Raw genomic sequence first — 17,685 nt, forward strand, 5'->3', positions numbered from 1 at the left:
GATGTGAATATTTACTTAGCGACTACGGAAGACAATGCGGCCTTTGCTCAGGTCGTACGGGGTCAACTCGACAGTCACTTTGTCGCCCGTCAGGATGCGGATGTAGTTTTTGCGCATTTTACCGGAGATATGAGCGGTAACCACGTGCCCGTTTTCAAGCTCTACGCGGAACATGGTGTTCGGTAACGTATCCAGTACGGTACCTTGCATTTCAATATTGTCTTCTTTGGCCATCGAATCCTCTGGGTGTACTACCAAACTGTTGAACCGGCAAGATAATGCCGAATTCCATGATTTATGTAAAGAACCGTTGATGATTTTGCCAACGCTTCGCCGTGCGTCGCGCCGTTGCGCGTGCAGTACGGATAAATTAGGGTGTTTTTTGACGTCTGCGGGGGATTAGCGGGCTAAGAATCTGTAGCAATCGGCATCAGTTGCACAATCAAAACAGCTTCGGGAAATGTGTGAGATTCCCAACCTGGCAATTCCGGCTCGCCACAGCGAAGCGCGGACGACATACCAAACTCGCTTATTGTATCACTTTTGTCGGGAATTGTGTGCAAAACATCGGTGACCGATGTCAAAAAAGGGTTTGTGTTTGCCAGCAACTCTCGGAAACCGGTTGCCACGCCAGCGTTTGCACGTACTGTAGATAATCGACGCGGGGAATTTCAACCGCACCAAGGGAAGCGGTATGCGGGTTCAGTACCTGACAATCAATCAGTCGGCCCTGATGCGCGAGAAAATGTTGCGCGAATACCCAGAGTGCGGTTTTCGAAGCATTTTCCTGACGGCTAAACATCGATTCACCGCAAAAAATTTGCCCCAGCGCCAGGCCATACATCCCGCCAACCAGTTGCTGATCGCACCAGACTTCGATCGAATGTGCATGGCCCAGTTCGTACAACCGTAGCCACGCACGTTTCACTTCAAATGTAATCCACGTACCTTCCTGTCGACCGCTGGCGCAGCCTTCCAGCACCTGTGGAAATGCATGATTCATGGTAACCCGATACGGTGAGCGCTTATGGAAGCGCGCCATACTGCGGCTGAGATGGAAAGATTCTGGCAGCATTACCGCGCGGGGATCCGGCGACCACCAAAGAATCGGATCTCCCGGAGAAAACCACGGGAAAATGCCACGCTGATAAGCATTCATCAGGCGAGCAGGGGAGAGATCGCCGCCCATCGCCAGTAATCCATTGGGCTCGCGCAGCGCCATTTCCGGTGGTGGGAAATTTAATGAATCTCGTGAAAGCTGTATCAGTCTCATTGCGTCAATCACACTCAGGGCTGTTGGCTAAGACTATAGCGTAAAGCGCTGATGGAAACGCCAGTAGCGGCCTGCTTTTGAGATTAATTCGGCGTGTGAACCGGATTCGATAATCTGTCCCTGATCCATAACGCAAATACGGTCCATGGCATCTAAACCGCTTAAGCGATGCGTCACCATAATCAGCGTTTTACCGCGGGTGACGTGCTGCAATAGCGTCAGAATCTGCTGCTCGGTGCTGGCATCAAGACCTTCAGTGGGTTCATCCAGCAGCCACAAATCGCCATCGTGCAGCAGAGCGCGCGCAATTGCCAGACGACGCAGTTCACCGCCAGATAACGGTCGACCGCCATCGCCCATCCATGCGTTCAATCCTTCGTTGTGTTCGGCCAAATGAGCCAGATCGACCTTGTTTAATGCATCAACCAGTTGCACATCACTGGCATCAGGTTTTGCCAGCAACAAATTGTCGCGTAGCGTTTGGCTAAACAGATGCACGCGCTGTGTTACCACGCTAATGCGGCTGCGCAGCGAAGCTTCATCCCATAAAGCGATATCGTTGTCGTTCAGGCTAATCGAACCTCGTTGCGCTTCCCAACCTCGGGTAATCAGCGCCAGCAGGCTGGATTTGCCGCAGCCGGTTGGACCGAGCAGCGCCAGATGTTCGCCTGCATTTAGCGATAGAGAGAAATGCTGCAACACCGGTTCAGGACGCTGCGGATAGCTGAAACTGATGTTTTCCATTTTCAGGTTAATACCTGAAGCACTACTGATTTTAGCGTAGGGAAAATGTATCGCAGCGGGCTGTTCAATGATTTCCTGTACCCGCTTAGCGGCGCTGGTCACCTGCGAAAGCGGCAGAAACGCTCCGGCAACTGGGGCCAGCGCTTCGAATGCCGCCAGTCCGCAGAACACAAACAGCGCGATAAATGCGCCCGGTGCACTGTTTCCCCCTACGCCATTGGCGGAGATCCATAACAACAGCGTCACCGTTGCGCCGCTGATGACCAGTAGCAGACTTTGCGCCAGCGCCTGCAGGCGATGCTGTCTGCGTTGCGCCTGTTGCCAGTTGAGTTCTTCGCGATCAAACTGGGCGCGCCACAGATGTGCAGCGCCATAAATTTTCAGCTCGGACAGACCAGTAATCCAGTGCGTCAACTGCATGCGCCAGATGGCCTGATGCTGGGCAATCTGGTGTCCGGCTGAAGTGCCAAGCCGCCAGAATAGCGGCGGCATAAGCAATAGCGTCAAAAGCATGATGCCGCCGAGCAGCAAAGCTAACGGCACGTCCAGTAGCGCCAAACCGCAGGTGACCACCACAATCACCACGGCTGCACCTATTAGCGGCGAGATTACACGCAGATAGAGATGGTCGAGTGTATCGACGTCGCTGACAAAACGGTTGAGTAACTCGCCCTGACGAAAACGAGCCAGCTGTTCTGGCGCGAGGGCGATGAGTTTGCCAAAGGTAAATACGCGCAAATGTTGCAGCACACGGAAGGTGGCATCGTGGCTCACCAGGCGCTCAAAATAACGCGCAGCTGTTCGCGTGATCGCCGCGCCACGTACACCAGCTGCGGGCAACATATAGTTGAACGTGTAAAGTCCCGCTACGCCCGCCAGTGAAGAGGCGGCGAGGAACCAGCCGGATAACGTAAGCAGTCCAATACTGGCAAGCAAGGTGATGATGGCAAGAACAACGCCAAGTCCTAAACGCCATGGATGACGGCTAAACAGACGCAGGAAAGGCAATAAATCGTTCATTATGCGATCTCCTTTTGACGATGCTGCGCCATTTCACGCAGTGGTCCATCTTGTTCAATCAGCTCCTGCCAATGACCTTGTTGCACCAGTTGCCCCGCCTGCATCACCCACACTTCATCCCAACTCGCGAGCTCGTAAAGTTGGTGTGTGATCATCAACGTGGTTTGCTGAGTGGCTGCTTGTTGCAAGGCATTGATGACATGCTGCTCGCTCTGGCTATCCAGTCCGGAACCGGGCTCATCAAGCAGCAGCAATTGCGCTGGTTTAAGCAATGCACGCGCTACGGCAATACGCTGCGCCTGACCGACGGAAAGACCCACGCCGCCATCGCCTAAAACGGTATCTAATCCTTGTGGCAGACGATCTAAAAATTCATTAACACCCGCGCGCCGTAGAACCGTCATGAGCGTAGCGTCATCAATGCGGCTATTGAGCAGCAGATTTTCGCGCAGCGTTTGCGCGGGTAAATGGGGATTTTGGCCAACCCACGCGATATGTTTTTGCCAGCTATCGCGGCTGATATCGCGCAGCTCCTGTCCATTGATCTGCAGCGAACCTTGATAAGGCAGGAAACCCAGCAAGACGTTCATCAGCGCGGTTTTCCCTGCGCCGCTTTGTCCTACTAACGCCACGCGCTTACCGGCGTCGAGAGTAAAATTCAGCGATTGAGACAGCGCTTCACCGCTGGCGGTTATCACCACCAAATTCTGCGCTTGGATATGTAGCGGTGCAGAGAGGGAAAGCTCACGAGAACCATGCTCTATGGCTGGATCGGGACTTTCACGTAGAAATTGGTCCAGCGCATCAGCTCCGCCAATCGCTTGCGCTTTGGCGTGATAAAAGGTGCCTAAGTCCCGCAACGGCTGGAAAAATTCAGGTGCCAGAATTAAGGCCAGGAAACCGGCAAACAGGGTTACGCCGGTGCTGTAATGACCAAAATTCAGTTCGCCAAGGTAAGAGAAACCGAAATAGACCGCGACGACAGCAATCGCCAGTGAGGCAAAAAACTCCAGCACGGCGGAAGAGAGAAACGCCAGGCGCAACACTTCCATGGTGCGTTGACGGAAATCGGTGGTGCTGGCGGCAATCGCTTCTTGCTCTGCCGCGCCGCGATAGAACAAGCGCAGCGTTTCACGTCCACGCAGACGATCGTAAAAATCACCGCTAAGACGGGCGAGAGCAACAAAGTTGCGGCGGTTAGCATCAGCCGCGCCCATACCAACCATCGCCATAAACAGGGGAATAAGTGGCGCGGTCACCAGCAGAATCAATCCTGCCGCCCAGTTAATCGGGAAAATGGCGATCAAAATAGCTAATGGAATAAAGACTGCCAGCGACATTTGTGGCAGATAGCGCGCGTAGTATTCCTGCATCTCTTCGATTTGTTCGAGCAGCAGCGTAGCCCAGCTGCCTGCGGGTTTACCCTGAATCCAGGCGGGACCGAGCACATTGAGGCGATCCAGAACCTGCTGACGCAGCGCACGGCGAATGGCGACGCCAGCGCGATGTCCTGCCATTTCGCGGGCGTAATGCAATCCAGCACGTAAGACAAAGCACAGCAGCAACAATAGAAAATCGATGAGCAGCGAGGCGCGCGGCTGTTGTGCCACAAGCAGATTTTGCAACAGTGAAGCCAGTAACCAGGCTTGGGCGATAATCACCAATGCGCCAGCAAAACCCAACAGCGAAGCCACACGCAAGTTGCGCGCACCGTGATGACGTTGCTGACGGAGCCAGCGGAGAAGTTCTTGTTGCCGTGATTTGTTCATGCGATGCCGTTTGGTAACTCAAAAGAGATGTGAATCCCGGATGAAAACTCAGCAATGTCGGGCGCGTGAACTGTAGCACGCAGGTAACAAAAAAGGCGACCAAAACTGGCCGCCTTCTGGCGATTATGATCAGGTTATTAACAACTTACTTATCGTTTTTAACCAGTCCATCGAGGAAGCGTTCCGCATCCAACGCAGCCATACAGCCGGTACCGGCAGAGGTAATGGCCTGGCGATAAATATGATCCATCACATCGCCGGCAGCGAACACGCCTGGGATGCTGGTTTGAGTGGCGTTACCATGCAAACCAGACTGCACTTTGATGTAGCCATTTTCTAAATCCAGCTGACCATCAAAGATTGCGGTATTTGGACTGTGGCCGATAGCGACAAACAGACCAGCGACATCGAGTGATTCCGCCGCTTCACCTTTGGTAGAAAGCAGTTTCAAGCCTGTCACGCCCATTTGATCGCCGACCACTTCGTCCAACGTGCGATCGGTGTGCAGCACGATGTTGCCATTACGCACTTTTTCCATCAGACGGTCGATGAGGATTTTCTCCGCGCGGAAGCTGTCGCGACGGTGAATCAGATGCACTTCAGCGGCAATGTTAGCCAGGTAAAGTGCTTCCTCAACGGCGGTGTTGCCTCCACCAATCACGGCAACTTTCTGGTTGCGGTAGAAGAAACCGTCACAGGTCGCGCAAGCAGATACGCCTTTGCCCTTGAACGCTTCTTCTGATGGCAGACCGAGGTAGCGCGCTGAGGCGCCAGTTGCGATGATCAAGGCATCAGCAGTGTATTCACCGCTGTCGCCGACCAGACGGAACGGACGGTTCTGCAAATCGACGGTATGAATGTGGTCAAAAATGATCTCGGTGTTGAATTTCTCAGCATGCTCTTGCATGCGTTCCATCAACGCTGGACCGGTCAGATCGTTTGCATCGCCTGGCCAGTTCTCCACCTCGGTGGTGGTGGTGAGCTGACCCCCTTTTTCCAGCCCGGTGATTAATACCGGATTCAGGTTAGCGCGCGCTGCATATACCGCAGCAGTGTAACCGGCAGGGCCGGAGCCCAGAATGAGCAGCTTACTGTGTTTGGCCGTACTCATGCGTTCCTCAATTTTTCTGACAACATAGTTTTTGATTGTAGGGAAATTAACGTCGCAAAAAAAGGCTTCAGCAATTTTGTTAACAATCACTGCGAGCGGCGTAGACGATGAGTGTAAATTTTGCACGCGCGTTGCGCCAAAAGGGGGCAATGCTCGGCAATTAGTGGTGCAGCAGCATAAAAATTCTCATTTAAAAACAGCAACCCAGAACTCTATCTGGCATCTTGTACTGAATTTGGATGTTTTACTTTGACAATCGCCTGCGCTTTTGCGAAAACATTGGGAGAAGCAGAGAATATTTAGCGATTCAAAACAGAATTTCATTTCTGTTTTGGCCTTTTTAGCCGAATAAACTCAGCCTGACATTGGTAGTGACGCATGATGTGGACAGACAACATGCGTCATACGGATGGACGCGTTACTGCACAGGCTTATGGTCTTCACTTCAGTAAGGCCCTGAACAATGAGCGTTTTCAGGGTGTGGCAGGTAAAGGGAAGGAATTAAGAGAGACAATAATAATGGTAGACAATAAGAAACGCCCCGGAAAAGATTTAGATCGTATCGACAGAAATATTCTGAATGAACTGCAGAAAGACGGTCGAATTTCCAATGTCGAGCTTTCCAAACGTGTTGGATTATCGCCAACTCCTTGTCTTGAGCGCGTACGTCGCCTCGAGCGTCAAGGCTTCATTCTGGGCTACACTGCGCAGCTCAATCCCCATTATCTGGATGCTTCACTGCTGGTTTTCGTTGAGATTACTCTGAATCGTGGTGCGCCAGATGTGTTTGAACAATTTAACGCCGCTGTGCAAAAACTTGAGGAAACTCAAGAATGTCACCTCGTTTCCGGTGACTTTGACTACCTGCTGAAAACCCGCGTACCAGATATGTCCGCTTATCGTAAACTGCTGGGTGAAACCTTGCTGCGTCTGCCGGGCGTAAACGACACCCGTACTTACGTGGTGATGGAAGAGGTCAAACAGAGCAATCGTCTGGTGATCAAAACCCGGTAGTGCAGGGCAGGTGCAAAGCTTGCAGGATTTCGGTACACTCCTGTGAATTCATACAGGACCAGCGTCGGGCATGCCCGACGTTGTTGCCTTCTTAATTTACAGGCACCTGGAGAGTTCTCTTGAGCCAGGAATATACAGAAGATAAAGATGTTTCGTTACAACCGCTGAGCAGTGGACGTCGTCTGCTGGAAGCGTTGCTCATTCTTGTGGCCTTGTTCGCCATCTATTTGATGGTGTCACTGGTTAGTTTTAACCCTTCAGATCCAAGCTGGTCACAAACCGCATGGCACGAACCTATCCATAATTTGGGTGGTAGCGTCGGCGCATGGCTGGCCGATACGCTATTGTTCATTTTTGGCGTGATGGCTTACGCCATTCCTCCCGTCATTATTGGTCTGTGTTGGATCACTTTCCGCCAACGCGATCGCCAGGATTACATCGACTACTTTGCCGTGGGTTTACGTCTGATTGGCGTACTGGCCCTGGTGGTAACCACCTGTGGTCTTGCGGCGCTCAACGTTGATGATATCTGGTACTTTGCTTCCGGCGGCGTCATTGGCAGCCTGGTCAGTAATGCGATGGCGCCGTGGTTCAGTTCCGCTGGCGGCACTTTAACGCTGCTTTGCGTCTGGGCTGCCGGGATCACCCTTTATACCGGTTGGTCATGGCTGACGATTGCCGAGAAGATCGGCGGCGTTGTAATGGGTGTTCTGACCTTTGCCAGCAACCGTTCACGGCATGACGAACCCTGGCAGGAAGAAGAATACGACGACGAAGAGCACGCTGATGAGGTGTCACCTTCAATGCCTGCTTTACAGCCTGCAAATGAAGAAGACGATGTCTTGTTAGCCAAACCGCGCAAGATGAGCGAACCCGTTGTTGCAGAGTTGGGCGACGATCCACTGCTGGCGAAGGCCTGTGCGGCAACTGCCGCTGCAATTGCGGTTACCACGCAAGCCGCACAGCAAACCCCTGCAACTACGCAGCCTGCGGCAAGTGCGTCTGCAGAACCTGCCGCAATGCCGCGCGTTGCTGAACCTGGTGCCCAGCCAACTTCGGTTCCACAGCCTGTCGCTGCGGCGCCCGAACCGATCGCGCAACCTTCTATGCCGCTCTATCGTTTCGAGATGCCAAATGAACCGGCACCGACACCTTCGCCGTTTTCGCCGGCTGATGACGATGAGGGCCCGAGCATGGGCAACTGGCAGGATACTGCTCCATCTTCAGCGCCTTTAAACAGTCTCGCCGCCGCTTCACTGGCTGCAGGAGCAGTTAAAGCAGCGTCTTCAACTGCTGCTTATTCGCCTGCCTTCGATATCGTGCCAGAGCGTGATTACAACCCGCAGGTCAAGCAGGGCATTGGCCCAGAGTTGCCGCGTCCGAATAAGGTTAAGTTGCCAACACGACGCGAGTTAGCGTCGTACGGCATTAAGTTGCCTTCGCAGCGCATGGCGGAAGAGCAGGCTAAAGATGCTGAGCAGCAACAGCCGGAAGTCACCGCGTCTTACAGCGTTCCACCACAGGAAGATGATGTTGAGCTGCAAGAGGCGCAGTTGCGGGAAGCCTTCGCATCACAGCAGCAGAATCGTTATGGCGAAAGCTGGCAGGATGCGTCTGAGCCTGAGGATGAAGATGCATTGCAGCAGGCTCAACTGGCACGTCAGTTCGCCGATCAGCAGCAGCAACGCTATAACGAACCTGAAGTGAAAGAAGCGCCGGTCTTTAATCTGGACACATCGTCTGCTTTTGATTTTTCGCCAATGAAAGATCTGGTCGACGACAGTCCAAGCGAGCCGCTGTTTACGATCTCTGCAACGCCAGAGCCAGAAGAACCCGCGCAGTGGCAGCAACCCGCTGCGCCGGAGCCAGCGTCATTACCTTCATTGAGTGCTGAATCGAGCCCGTGGTCGTCACCGGAACAGGAAGCCTATTCTGCGCCGCCTGCGCCAGTGAAACCTGCAGCGCCAGCGCAGGATAGCTTGTTCCATCCGTTCCTGGTACGCCATGAACAGCCGCTGGAAAAACCCTCTACGCCGCTGCCAACGCTGGATCTGCTCACGTCACCACCGGCAGAAGAAGAGCCGGTGGATATGTTTGCACTTGAGCAAACGGCGCGACTGGTTGAGGCTCGACTGGCGGATTATCGTGTGAAGGCGGAAGTAGTAGGTATTTCGCCTGGGCCAGTCATCACCCGTTTTGAGCTCGACTTAGCGCCAGGCGTTAAAGCTTCACGTATCTCTAACTTGTCGCGTGACCTGGCGCGTTCATTGTCAGCGGTTGCCGTGCGCGTGGTGGAAGTGATTCCAGGCAAGCCTTATGTTGGGCTTGAACTGCCAAATAAACATCGTCAAACCGTTTATCTGCGCGAAGTGCTGGATTGCCCTAAATTCCGTGAAAATCCGTCACCGCTTGCAGTGGTGTTGGGCAAGGACATTGCTGGCCAGCCGGTTGTGGCTGATTTAGCGAAGATGCCTCACTTGCTGGTTGCCGGTACCACTGGTTCCGGTAAATCGGTGGGCGTTAACACCATGATCATCAGCATGTTGTATAAAGCCACGCCGGAAGAAGTGCGCTTTATCATGATCGACCCGAAAATGCTTGAGCTGTCAGTCTATGAAGGCATTCCGCACTTGCTGACGGAAGTGGTTACCGATATGAAAGATGCGGCTAATGCGCTGCGCTGGAGTGTTGGTGAAATGGAGCGTCGTTATAAGCTGATGTCTGCATTGGGCGTGCGTAATCTTGCCGGATATAACGAGAAGATTGAGCAGGCTGCAGCGATGGGCCGACCAATTCCCGATCCGTTCTGGAAGCCGGGCGATAGCATGGACACCACGCCGCCGGTGCTGGAAAAACTGCCTTATATCGTGGTACTGGTCGATGAATTTGCCGATCTGATGATGGCGGTCGGTAAGAAAGTTGAAGAGTTGATTGCTCGTCTGGCACAGAAAGCACGTGCGGCGGGTATTCACCTGGTGCTGGCGACACAGCGTCCGTCGGTCGATGTGATTACCGGTCTGATCAAAGCCAACATCCCGACGCGTATCGCCTTTACCGTTTCCAGTAAGATCGACTCACGCACCATCCTCGATCAGGGCGGTGCGGAATCGCTGCTGGGCATGGGTGACATGCTGTACATGCCGCCAAACTCCTCAATGCCAGTGCGTGTGCACGGTGCATTCGTGCGCGATCAGGAAGTCCATGCGGTCGTTCAGGACTGGAAAGCACGCGGTCGCCCGCAATACATCGAAAGCATTACTGCTGGTGAAGAGAGCGATAGCGCGGCTGGCGGTATGATGGGTGATGAAGAGCTGGATCCGCTGTTCGATCAGGCCGTCTCTTTCGTGGTGGAAAAACGCCGGGCGTCCATCTCTGGGGTTCAGCGTCAGTTCCGTATCGGTTATAACCGTGCTGCACGCATCATCGAGCAGATGGAAGCGCAGGGCATCGTTTCTGAACCGGGACACAATGGCAACCGTGAAGTGCTTTCACCGCCGCCACACGAAATGTAAATTATCGCGTGTGATTGTCTGCTTATGGGCCAGTTAACACTGGCCCATTGTTTATCTGTTGGTCGATCCCCATATCTTCGGGAGCTTTCGGCTTTTTCTCCTGTCGAAGAGACAGGACGGCAACTACGTTTAATGCAGTAAGTGTCGGGAAACAATGAATAAGGAATCGAATCAGATGAAATTACGCGTTATTGCCTGTGGCCTGTTGGCCAGTTTTGTTTCCGCATCAGTATTGGCGGATGCGTCCAGCGATCTGCAACAGCGTCTCAATAAAGTGAACAGCTTCCATGCCAGCTTCAGTCAGAAAGTGACCGATGGCAGCGGCGCTAACGTGCAGGATGGTGAAGGTGAGCTGTGGGTTAAGCGCCCAAGTTTGTTTAACTGGCACATGACCGCGCCGGACGAAAGCGTAATTATTTCTGATGGCAAAAACCTGTGGTTCTACAATCCCTTCGTTGAACAAGCCAGCGTTAGCCTGCTGCAAAATGCGGCAAGTAATACGCCGTTTATGCTGATTGCGCGTAATCAGCCAAGCGACTGGAAACAGTACAACATCAAGCAGCAGGGCGATAATTTCGAGCTAACGCCGAAGAGCAGTGATGGCAACCTCAAGCAGTTCACCATCAATGTGACATCGTCTGGCACCATCAATAAGTTCAGCGCGATTGAGCAAGATGGTCAGCACAGCGATTATCAGCTGAAGAGCCAAAACAACGGCGCCATTAGCCCAGACAAATTCACCTTTACGCCGCCAAAAGGGGTAACGGTGGACGATCAACGTCAGTGAGGTCACGGTGAGTAACCTGTCTCTGGATTTCGCACCTTCGAATGAGTTTCAGCCGCTGGCCGCACGTATGCGGCCAGCTACGCTGCAACATTACATTGGGCAGCAGCATTTGCTGGCGCCCGGTAAACCGCTGCCGCGCGCTATTGAGGCCGGGCATCTGCATTCGATGATTTTGTGGGGACCGCCGGGGACAGGGAAAACAACATTAGCCGAAATCATCGCCCATTACGGTAAAGCTGATGTTGAGCGGATTTCTGCGGTGACTTCTGGCGTCAAAGAGATTCGTGAAGCGATAGAGCGCGCCCGGCAAAATCGTCTGGTGGGCCGACGCACCATTCTGTTTGTCGACGAAGTTCATCGCTTTAACAAAAGTCAGCAGGATGCATTCCTGCCACATATTGAAGATGGCACCATCACGTTTATCGGTGCCACCACCGAAAATCCCTCGTTTGAGCTCAACTCGGCGCTGCTATCGCGTGCTCGTGTCTATTTACTCAAATCTCTCACCACTGCTGATATCGAACAGGTTTTGCTGCAGGCGATGCAGGATGACGATCGCGGTTATGGCAAAAGCGATATTGTGCTGCCGGATAATACGCGCCGCATGATTGCAGAGTTGGTGAACGGGGATGCGCGTCGGGCACTGAATACGCTGGAAATGATGGCGGATATGGCCGAAAGTAACGCCGAAGGCCAGCGTGAATTAACGCCACAATTGCTGAACGAAGTTTCCGGTGAAAGAGCGGCGCGTTTTGATAACAAAGGCGATCGTTTCTACGATCTGATCTCCGCTCTGCATAAATCGGTACGCGGTTCAGCACCTGATGCGGCGCTTTACTGGTATGCAAGAATCATCACCGCCGGCGGCGATCCGCTTTATGTCGCCCGCCGTTTGCTGGCTATCGCCTCGGAAGATGTGGGTAACGCCGATCCGCGCGGTATGCAAGTTGCGTTAGCGGCCTGGGATTGTTTTACGCGCGTCGGTCCAGCTGAAGGCGAAAGGGCGATTGCGCAGGCGATTGTCTACCTTGCCAGCGCACCCAAAAGTAATGCCGTTTACACCGCTTTCAAAGCCGCGATGCGCGATGCCCGCGAATTTCCTGACTACGATGTACCGGAACATTTACGCAATGCTCCGACCAAATTGATGAAGGAGATGGGGCTGGGTAAAGAGTATCGCTATGCGCACGACGAGACTAACGCCTATGCCGCTGGCGAAGTCTATTTTCCGCCAGAAATGGCGCAGACACGCTACTATCAACCGACTAATCGCGGGCTTGAAGGGAAAATTGGCGAAAAACTCGCCTGGCTGGCTGAGCAGGATCAAAATAGCCCGATAAAACGCTACCGCTGATAAACACCTTACGGTAAGGTGAGCAAGGATTTCATTGCATTCCATAGGGATGCAAGTCCCGCCATTCGTTCAATCAACCTTTTATTACACAGGATTAGCATGCTCGATCCCAACCTGCTGCGTAACGAGCCAGACGCAGTCGCAGAAAAACTGGCACGCCGAGGATTTAAACTGGATGTGGAAACCTTACGTTCGCTTGAAGAGCGTCGTAAAGTCTTGCAGGTAGAAACTGAGAATCTGCAAGCTGAGCGTAATTCCCGATCCAAATCCATCGGTCAGGCCAAAGCACGTGGGGAAGACATCGAGCCGCTGCGTCAGGAAGTGAACGCACTGGGCGAACGCCTGGATGCGGCTAAAGCAGAACTGGATGCCCTGCAGAACGAAATTCGTGACTTTGCCCTCGCATTGCCAAATCTCCCGGTTGACGAAGTCCCGTTGGGTAAAGATGACAGCGAGAACCAGGAAGTCAGCCGCTGGGGCCAGCCGCGCCAGTTCGATTTCCCGGTAAAAGACCATGTTGAGCTGGGTGAAGCCGCCAAAGGTCTGGATTTTGCCGCAGCGGTTAAACTGACGGGTTCACGTTTCATTGTCATGCAGGGCCAGATTGCGCGTCTGCACCGTGCGCTTAGCCAGTTTATGCTTGACCTGCACACGCAGCAGCATGGTTATCTTGAAACCTATGTTCCGTATCTGGTTAATCAGGAAACACTGTATGGAACCGGACAACTGCCGAAATTTGGTGAAGATCTGTTCCATACCAAGCCGCTGGGCGAAGAAGCAGGTAGCAGCAACTATGCGTTGATCCCAACCGCTGAAGTGCCGCTGACCAATCTGGTGCGCGATGAAATCGTTGAAGAAGAATCTTTGCCGCTCAAACTCACCGCACACACGCCATGCTTCCGTTCTGAAGCCGGTTCGTACGGACGTGATACGCGCGGTTTAATCCGTATGCACCAGTTCGACAAAGTGGAAATGGTGCAGATTGTGGCGCCTGAAACTTCTATGGACGCACTGGAAGAGTTGGTCGGCCATGCAGAGAAAGTGCTGCAGCTGCTCAATCTGCCATACCGTAAAGTGCTGCTTTGCACCGGCGATATGGGCTTCGGTTCTGCCAAAACTTACGATCTGGAAGTTTGGCTGCCAGCACAGGGCACCTATCGTGAGATCTCCTCTTGCTCCAACATGGGTGATTTCCAGGCTCGTCGTATGCAGGCGCGCTGCCGCAGCAAAACCGACAAGAAACCACGTTTGGTGCACACGCTGAACGGCTCTGGTCTGGCGGTGGGTCGTACTCTGGTTGCTGTGCTGGAAAACTACCAGCAAGCAGATGGCCGCATTGAAGTGCCTGACGTGTTGCGTCCTTACATGGGCGGACTGGAATTCGTTGGCTAATCAACGTGCAATTATATAAGCCCGGCAATGCCGGGTTTTTTGTTTCTTAAGCTGAAAAATAATTATTTTTTAGTTGGAATTAATCAGAAATAAACGTTATCGACAATAAATGGCTATTAACCATTAAAAATCATAAATTCAATTAGATAGATGCCTGCCTGTTATCTTTCATCCTGCCTCTAACCCGCTGAAGATAAATAAAATAAATTGTGCTGCAGCAAATCGTGCGGCGACGATTTTTTGCACATTGACTTTAAATTAGCAAATGGCAAACTGCGCGCAATTATCGTCATCTCTTTTGGTTTTATTCCCTATGTCAACCTGGTCGCGCCCCGTCGTTTTGCTGCTTTGCGGCTTAATGCTCATGACGGTGTCTATCGCTGTGCTTAATACGCTGGTACCGCTATGGCTTACCCATGATCAATTGCCAACCTGGCAAGTGGGTATGGCTAGCTCATCGTATTACACCGGTAATTTGCTGGGCACTTTGCTCGCGGGCTGGTTGATCACTCGTTACGGTTTTAATCGCTGTTTCTACCTCGCCAGTGTGCTTTTCGCCGTGGCGACCATGGGCATGGTGATGCTGGATGGTTTCTATAGCTGGACCATGCTGCGTTTCACCGCAGGCGTGGGTTGTGCACTGATTTGGGTGGTGGTTGAGAGCGCCTTATTATGCAGCGGTACCGTACGTAATCGTGGCCAGTTGCTCGCGGCATACATGATTATCTATTACCTCGGCACGGTTGCCGGCCAGTTGTTGGTGAGTCGTGTGTCGACAGCGCTGCTCCACGTGATTCCGTGGGTGACTGCGCTGATTATCTGTGCGGTGTTGCCGGTCGTATTTGTGCATGTTAATGCCAGCGCTGTGACGGAAGAAGCCTCGACGGGTCGCCTTTGGGTGATGTTGCGCCGTCGTAGTTCACGTCTCGGCATCAATGGCTGCATCATTTCCGGTATCGTTCTCGGCTCGCTTTATGGCTTGATGCCTTTGTATCTGTCGCATCAGGGCATGAGTGATGCTACCGTCGGTTACTGGATGGCGTTACTGGTCAGCTCGGGCATTGTCGGCCAGTGGCCAGTAGGACGTTTAGCCGATCGCTTTGGTCGCCTGATGGTACTGCGCGTGCAAGTGTTCGTGGTCATTCTGGGTGCGATTGCCATGTTGGGTGATGCTGCGATGGCGCCAGCACTGTTTGTGCTGGGTCTGGCGGGTTTTACTCTCTACCCAGTGGCGATGTCCTGGGCGTGCGAAACCGTGGCGCATCATGAGTTAGTGGCGATGAATCAGGCATTACTGTTCAGCTATACCGTGGGTAGTTTGGTGGGGCCGGGAATGACGTCAATGCTGATGCAGAACTACTCTGACCGCCTGCTGTTTGTGATGATTGCTGCAGTTGCACTGGTTTATCTGGTGATGTTACTGCGCAAAGCCGATCATCAGGCAACGCCGGTTGCACATGCTTAACGCATTAATATAAAATAGTAAAAAGGGGAGCCAGCGGCTCTAATGCCGATCAGTTAAGGATCAGTTGAACGATCCAGTGGCTGTGTAAGAATCCGGGAACGTTTCGTTTCCGGATTTTTTTATGCAGCTCCGTCAGGCCCTTGATATTGTCTCTTGCTACGATTCTCTGCGTAACCCACTCACTACACTCGCGGATGTCCTTGAGCCCGAACTGATCGCCCGCTGCATTCAGGAGTCAGGCTCCGTTACCCTCCGCAAGCGTCGTCTTACCACCGATATGATGGTCTGGTGCCTTATCGGCATGGCGCTTGAGCGCAAAGAGCCCCTGCACGCCATCGTGAATCGCCTTGATATTCTGTTGCCGGGAAACCGGCCTTTTGTTGCGCCCAGCGCCGTGGTGCAGGCCCGGCAGCGCCTGGGAGACGATGCCGTCAGGCGTGTCTTCGAACAAAGCAGCGACCTCTGGCACGCGCAGACCACGCATCCTGACTGGTGTGGGCTGACGCTTCACGCGGTTGACGGCGTCGTCTGGCGCACGCAGGAAACGCCGGATAATGAAAAGGCTATCGCCCGCACAAAAACGGTTGCCGGTGCATCGCCCTATCCGCAGGTACGCGTGGTCTGCCTGATGGAGCTGACCAGCCATCTTATCGGCGGCGCCGTGATGGGCTGCCAGAATGAGAACGAAATGATACTGGCGGAAGGGCTTATCCCACGCGTCCCCGACAACAGCCTGACGCTGTTCGACAAGGGCTATACCTCGTTCGGCCTGCTCAGCGCCTGGCATCAGGCGGGGGAAAACCGTCACTGGATGATAGCAGCCCGCAAAGACCTGCAGTACGAAGAGGTACGCCGCCTGGGAAAAGGAGATGCGCTCATCCGTGTTAAAACCTCCCCTCAGGCGCGGAAGAAGTGGCCTCATCTGGCGGAATATGCAGAGATGAGGCTTATCAGCCGGGAAATTAAAGGAAAGACGTGGCGGTTCCTGACGTCGATGACGGATGCGATGCGCTATCCGGGGAAAGAGATAGCGGACCTGTACAGCCATCGCTGGGAGATAGAGCTGGGGTATCGGGAAATCAAGCAGGGGCTGCAGGATAACCGGCTGACGCTGCGCAGCAAAAAACCGGAGATGGTGCGTCAGGAGCTGTGGGGCGTGCTGCTTGCGTATAATCTGGTGAGATATCAGATGATAAAAATGGCGTCGACGCTTAAGGGATACTGGCCTAATCAGCTGAGCTTCAGCGAGTCTGCGGCCTGGGTCATGAAGCTGCTCTGGACGCTTGAGGGCGCGTCACCGGGGCGGATCCCGGAACTGGTGAAAAATGTGGACGCGATAGCGCAGATAGTCAAACTGCCGGGGCGACGGGAGAGGTCGTTCCCGAGAGTGGTGAAAGAGAGGCCCTGGAAGTACCCGACAGCCAAAAGAAGAAATGCCAGTCAGGCTTAACTGACTGGCATTAAGCCAGCGGCTCCCCTTTTGTTTGCGGTTAATACATCACTTCATGACCGTAGCTGGCGAGGATATTCTTCACTCGCTCCATGGTTTCTTTGCTCGGCGGCTTAACACCATCCAGCTTGTACTCTTCACCCATGGCAATCCATTTGTGTTTGCCTAACTCGTGATAAGGCAACAGTTCAATCTTCTCAATGTTATCCATATCCTTAGTGAACTCACCTAAGCGATGTACGGAATCATCATCATCAGAGTAACCAGGCACAACAACGTAACGAATCCAGGTACGTTTGCCTCTCTTCTGCAGATAACGAGCAAAATCCAGCGTGCGGTGATTGGAAACGCCAACCAGAACTTCATGCACCTCATCATTAATTTGTTTCAGATCAAGCATGACCAAGTCAGTGGCATCCAGCAATTCATCGATCACCGGGTCGTAGCGACGAACAAAGCCGTTGGTGTCAAGGCAGGTGTGAATACCTTCTGCCTGGCAGGCGCGGAACCAGTCACGCACAAACTCGGCTTGTAAGATCGCTTCGCCACCCGATGCGGTCACGCCGCCGCCAGATGCATTCATAAAGTGACGATATGAGAGCGCATCCTTCATCAACTCTTCGACGGTCACTTCTTTACCGCCATGTGTGTCCCATGTATCGCGGTTATGGCAATACAGGCAGCGCATTAGACAGCCCTGAAAAAAGGTGATGAAACGGATGCCTGGGCCGTCAACGGTGCCGCAGGATTCAAAGGAGTGGATACGACCGATGGTTGACATTGCGATGGGTTCT

Annotated in this window: 13 protein-coding genes; 7 read left to right on the forward strand and 6 right to left on the reverse strand. The window is 53.2% G+C overall.

What is annotated here, in order from left to right:
* Positions 1–15: 15 nt before the first annotated feature.
* The 5 genes from infA to trxB all read right to left on the reverse strand — a co-directional run bounded on the left by infA (position 16) and on the right by trxB (position 5,917).
* Positions 16–234 (reverse strand): translation initiation factor IF-1, encoded by a 219-nt coding sequence (gene infA, locus ACXIZX_RS06040; RefSeq protein WP_002211347.1) that lies wholly within the window; start codon positions 232–234, stop codon positions 16–18.
* Positions 235–580: 346 nt separating this feature from the next.
* A complete protein-coding gene (aat, locus tag ACXIZX_RS06045; protein ID WP_036647907.1) occupies positions 581–1,273 on the reverse strand; it encodes a leucyl/phenylalanyl-tRNA--protein transferase in 693 nt (230 codons plus the stop codon).
* A gap of 33 nt (positions 1,274–1,306) precedes the next feature.
* Positions 1,307–3,037 (reverse strand): heme ABC transporter ATP-binding protein/permease CydC, encoded by a 1,731-nt coding sequence (gene cydC, locus ACXIZX_RS06050; protein WP_479403774.1) that lies wholly within the window; start codon positions 3,035–3,037, stop codon positions 1,307–1,309.
* Positions 3,037–4,806, reverse strand: coding sequence for a heme ABC transporter permease/ATP-binding protein CydD (gene cydD, locus ACXIZX_RS06055; RefSeq protein WP_479403775.1), 1,770 nt, complete (start codon positions 4,804–4,806; stop codon positions 3,037–3,039). Before cydD ends, cydC begins: the two co-directional genes overlap by 1 nt.
* Positions 4,807–4,951: 145 nt before the next feature.
* Positions 4,952–5,917 carry a thioredoxin-disulfide reductase gene (gene trxB / locus ACXIZX_RS06060; RefSeq protein WP_061717155.1) on the reverse strand — a complete coding sequence of 322 codons (966 nt, stop codon included), beginning with the start codon at positions 5,915–5,917 and terminating at the stop codon, positions 4,952–4,954.
* A 519-nt stretch (positions 5,918–6,436) separates the two neighbouring features.
* Here trxB and lrp point away from each other — a divergent pair.
* The 7 genes from lrp (at position 6,437) to ACXIZX_RS06095 (ending at position 16,891) form a co-directional block, all read left to right on the forward strand.
* A complete protein-coding gene (gene lrp / locus ACXIZX_RS06065) occupies positions 6,437–6,931 on the forward strand; it encodes a leucine-responsive transcriptional regulator Lrp (RefSeq protein WP_006118610.1) in 495 nt (164 codons plus the stop codon).
* Positions 6,932–7,050: 119 nt separating this feature from the next.
* Positions 7,051–10,443: a DNA translocase FtsK 4TM domain-containing protein gene (locus tag ACXIZX_RS06070; protein ID WP_479403776.1), complete on the forward strand. Its 3,393-nt coding sequence runs from the start codon at positions 7,051–7,053 to the stop codon at positions 10,441–10,443.
* A 175-nt stretch (positions 10,444–10,618) separates the two neighbouring features.
* Positions 10,619–11,230, forward strand: a complete 612-nt coding sequence (lolA, locus tag ACXIZX_RS06075) for an outer membrane lipoprotein periplasmic chaperone LolA (RefSeq protein ID WP_008102417.1) — start codon at positions 10,619–10,621, stop codon at positions 11,228–11,230.
* A gap of 7 nt (positions 11,231–11,237) precedes the next feature.
* Positions 11,238–12,584, forward strand: a complete 1,347-nt coding sequence (locus ACXIZX_RS06080; RefSeq protein WP_479403777.1) for a replication-associated recombination protein A — start codon at positions 11,238–11,240, stop codon at positions 12,582–12,584.
* A gap of 99 nt (positions 12,585–12,683) precedes the next feature.
* Positions 12,684–13,976, forward strand: coding sequence for a serine--tRNA ligase (gene serS, locus ACXIZX_RS06085; protein ID WP_061717149.1), 1,293 nt, complete (start codon positions 12,684–12,686; stop codon positions 13,974–13,976).
* Between the two features lie 313 nt (positions 13,977–14,289).
* Complete coding sequence (locus ACXIZX_RS06090) at positions 14,290–15,441, forward strand: MFS transporter (RefSeq protein WP_479403778.1); 1,152 nt, start codon at positions 14,290–14,292, stop codon at positions 15,439–15,441.
* Between the two features lie 121 nt (positions 15,442–15,562).
* Complete coding sequence (locus ACXIZX_RS06095) at positions 15,563–16,891, forward strand: IS4 family transposase (protein WP_479403474.1); 1,329 nt, start codon at positions 15,563–15,565, stop codon at positions 16,889–16,891.
* A gap of 40 nt (positions 16,892–16,931) precedes the next feature.
* Here the strand turns inward: ACXIZX_RS06095 and pflA are convergent, their stop codons facing one another.
* On the reverse strand, positions 16,932–17,672 hold the full coding sequence (gene pflA, locus ACXIZX_RS06100) for a pyruvate formate lyase 1-activating protein (RefSeq protein WP_008102409.1): 741 nt from the start codon (positions 17,670–17,672) through the stop codon (positions 16,932–16,934).
* Positions 17,673–17,685 lie beyond the last annotated feature (13 nt).

It is taken from the genome of Candidatus Pantoea symbiotica (assembly GCF_056491525.1).

Coding starts and splice junctions, on each gene's coding strand:
- cydC (WP_479403774.1), bottom strand. CDS start 3,037: ATGAACGATTTATTGCCTTTCCTGCGTCTGTTTAGCCGTCATCCATGG.
- pflA (WP_008102409.1), bottom strand. CDS start 17,672: ATGTCAACCATCGGTCGTATCCACTCCTTTGAATCCTGCGGCACCGTT.
- cydD (WP_479403775.1), bottom strand. CDS start 4,806: ATGAACAAATCACGGCAACAAGAACTTCTCCGCTGGCTCCGTCAGCAA.
- ACXIZX_RS06095 (WP_479403474.1), top strand. CDS start 15,563: ATGCAGCTCCGTCAGGCCCTTGATATTGTCTCTTGCTACGATTCTCTG.
- lrp (WP_006118610.1), top strand. CDS start 6,437: ATGGTAGACAATAAGAAACGCCCCGGAAAAGATTTAGATCGTATCGAC.
- trxB (WP_061717155.1), bottom strand. CDS start 5,917: ATGAGTACGGCCAAACACAGTAAGCTGCTCATTCTGGGCTCCGGCCCT.
- serS (WP_061717149.1), top strand. CDS start 12,684: ATGCTCGATCCCAACCTGCTGCGTAACGAGCCAGACGCAGTCGCAGAA.
- infA (WP_002211347.1), bottom strand. CDS start 234: ATGGCCAAAGAAGACAATATTGAAATGCAAGGTACCGTACTGGATACG.
- aat (WP_036647907.1), bottom strand. CDS start 1,273: ATGAGACTGATACAGCTTTCACGAGATTCATTAAATTTCCCACCACCG.
- lolA (WP_008102417.1), top strand. CDS start 10,619: ATGAAATTACGCGTTATTGCCTGTGGCCTGTTGGCCAGTTTTGTTTCC.
- ACXIZX_RS06090 (WP_479403778.1), top strand. CDS start 14,290: ATGTCAACCTGGTCGCGCCCCGTCGTTTTGCTGCTTTGCGGCTTAATG.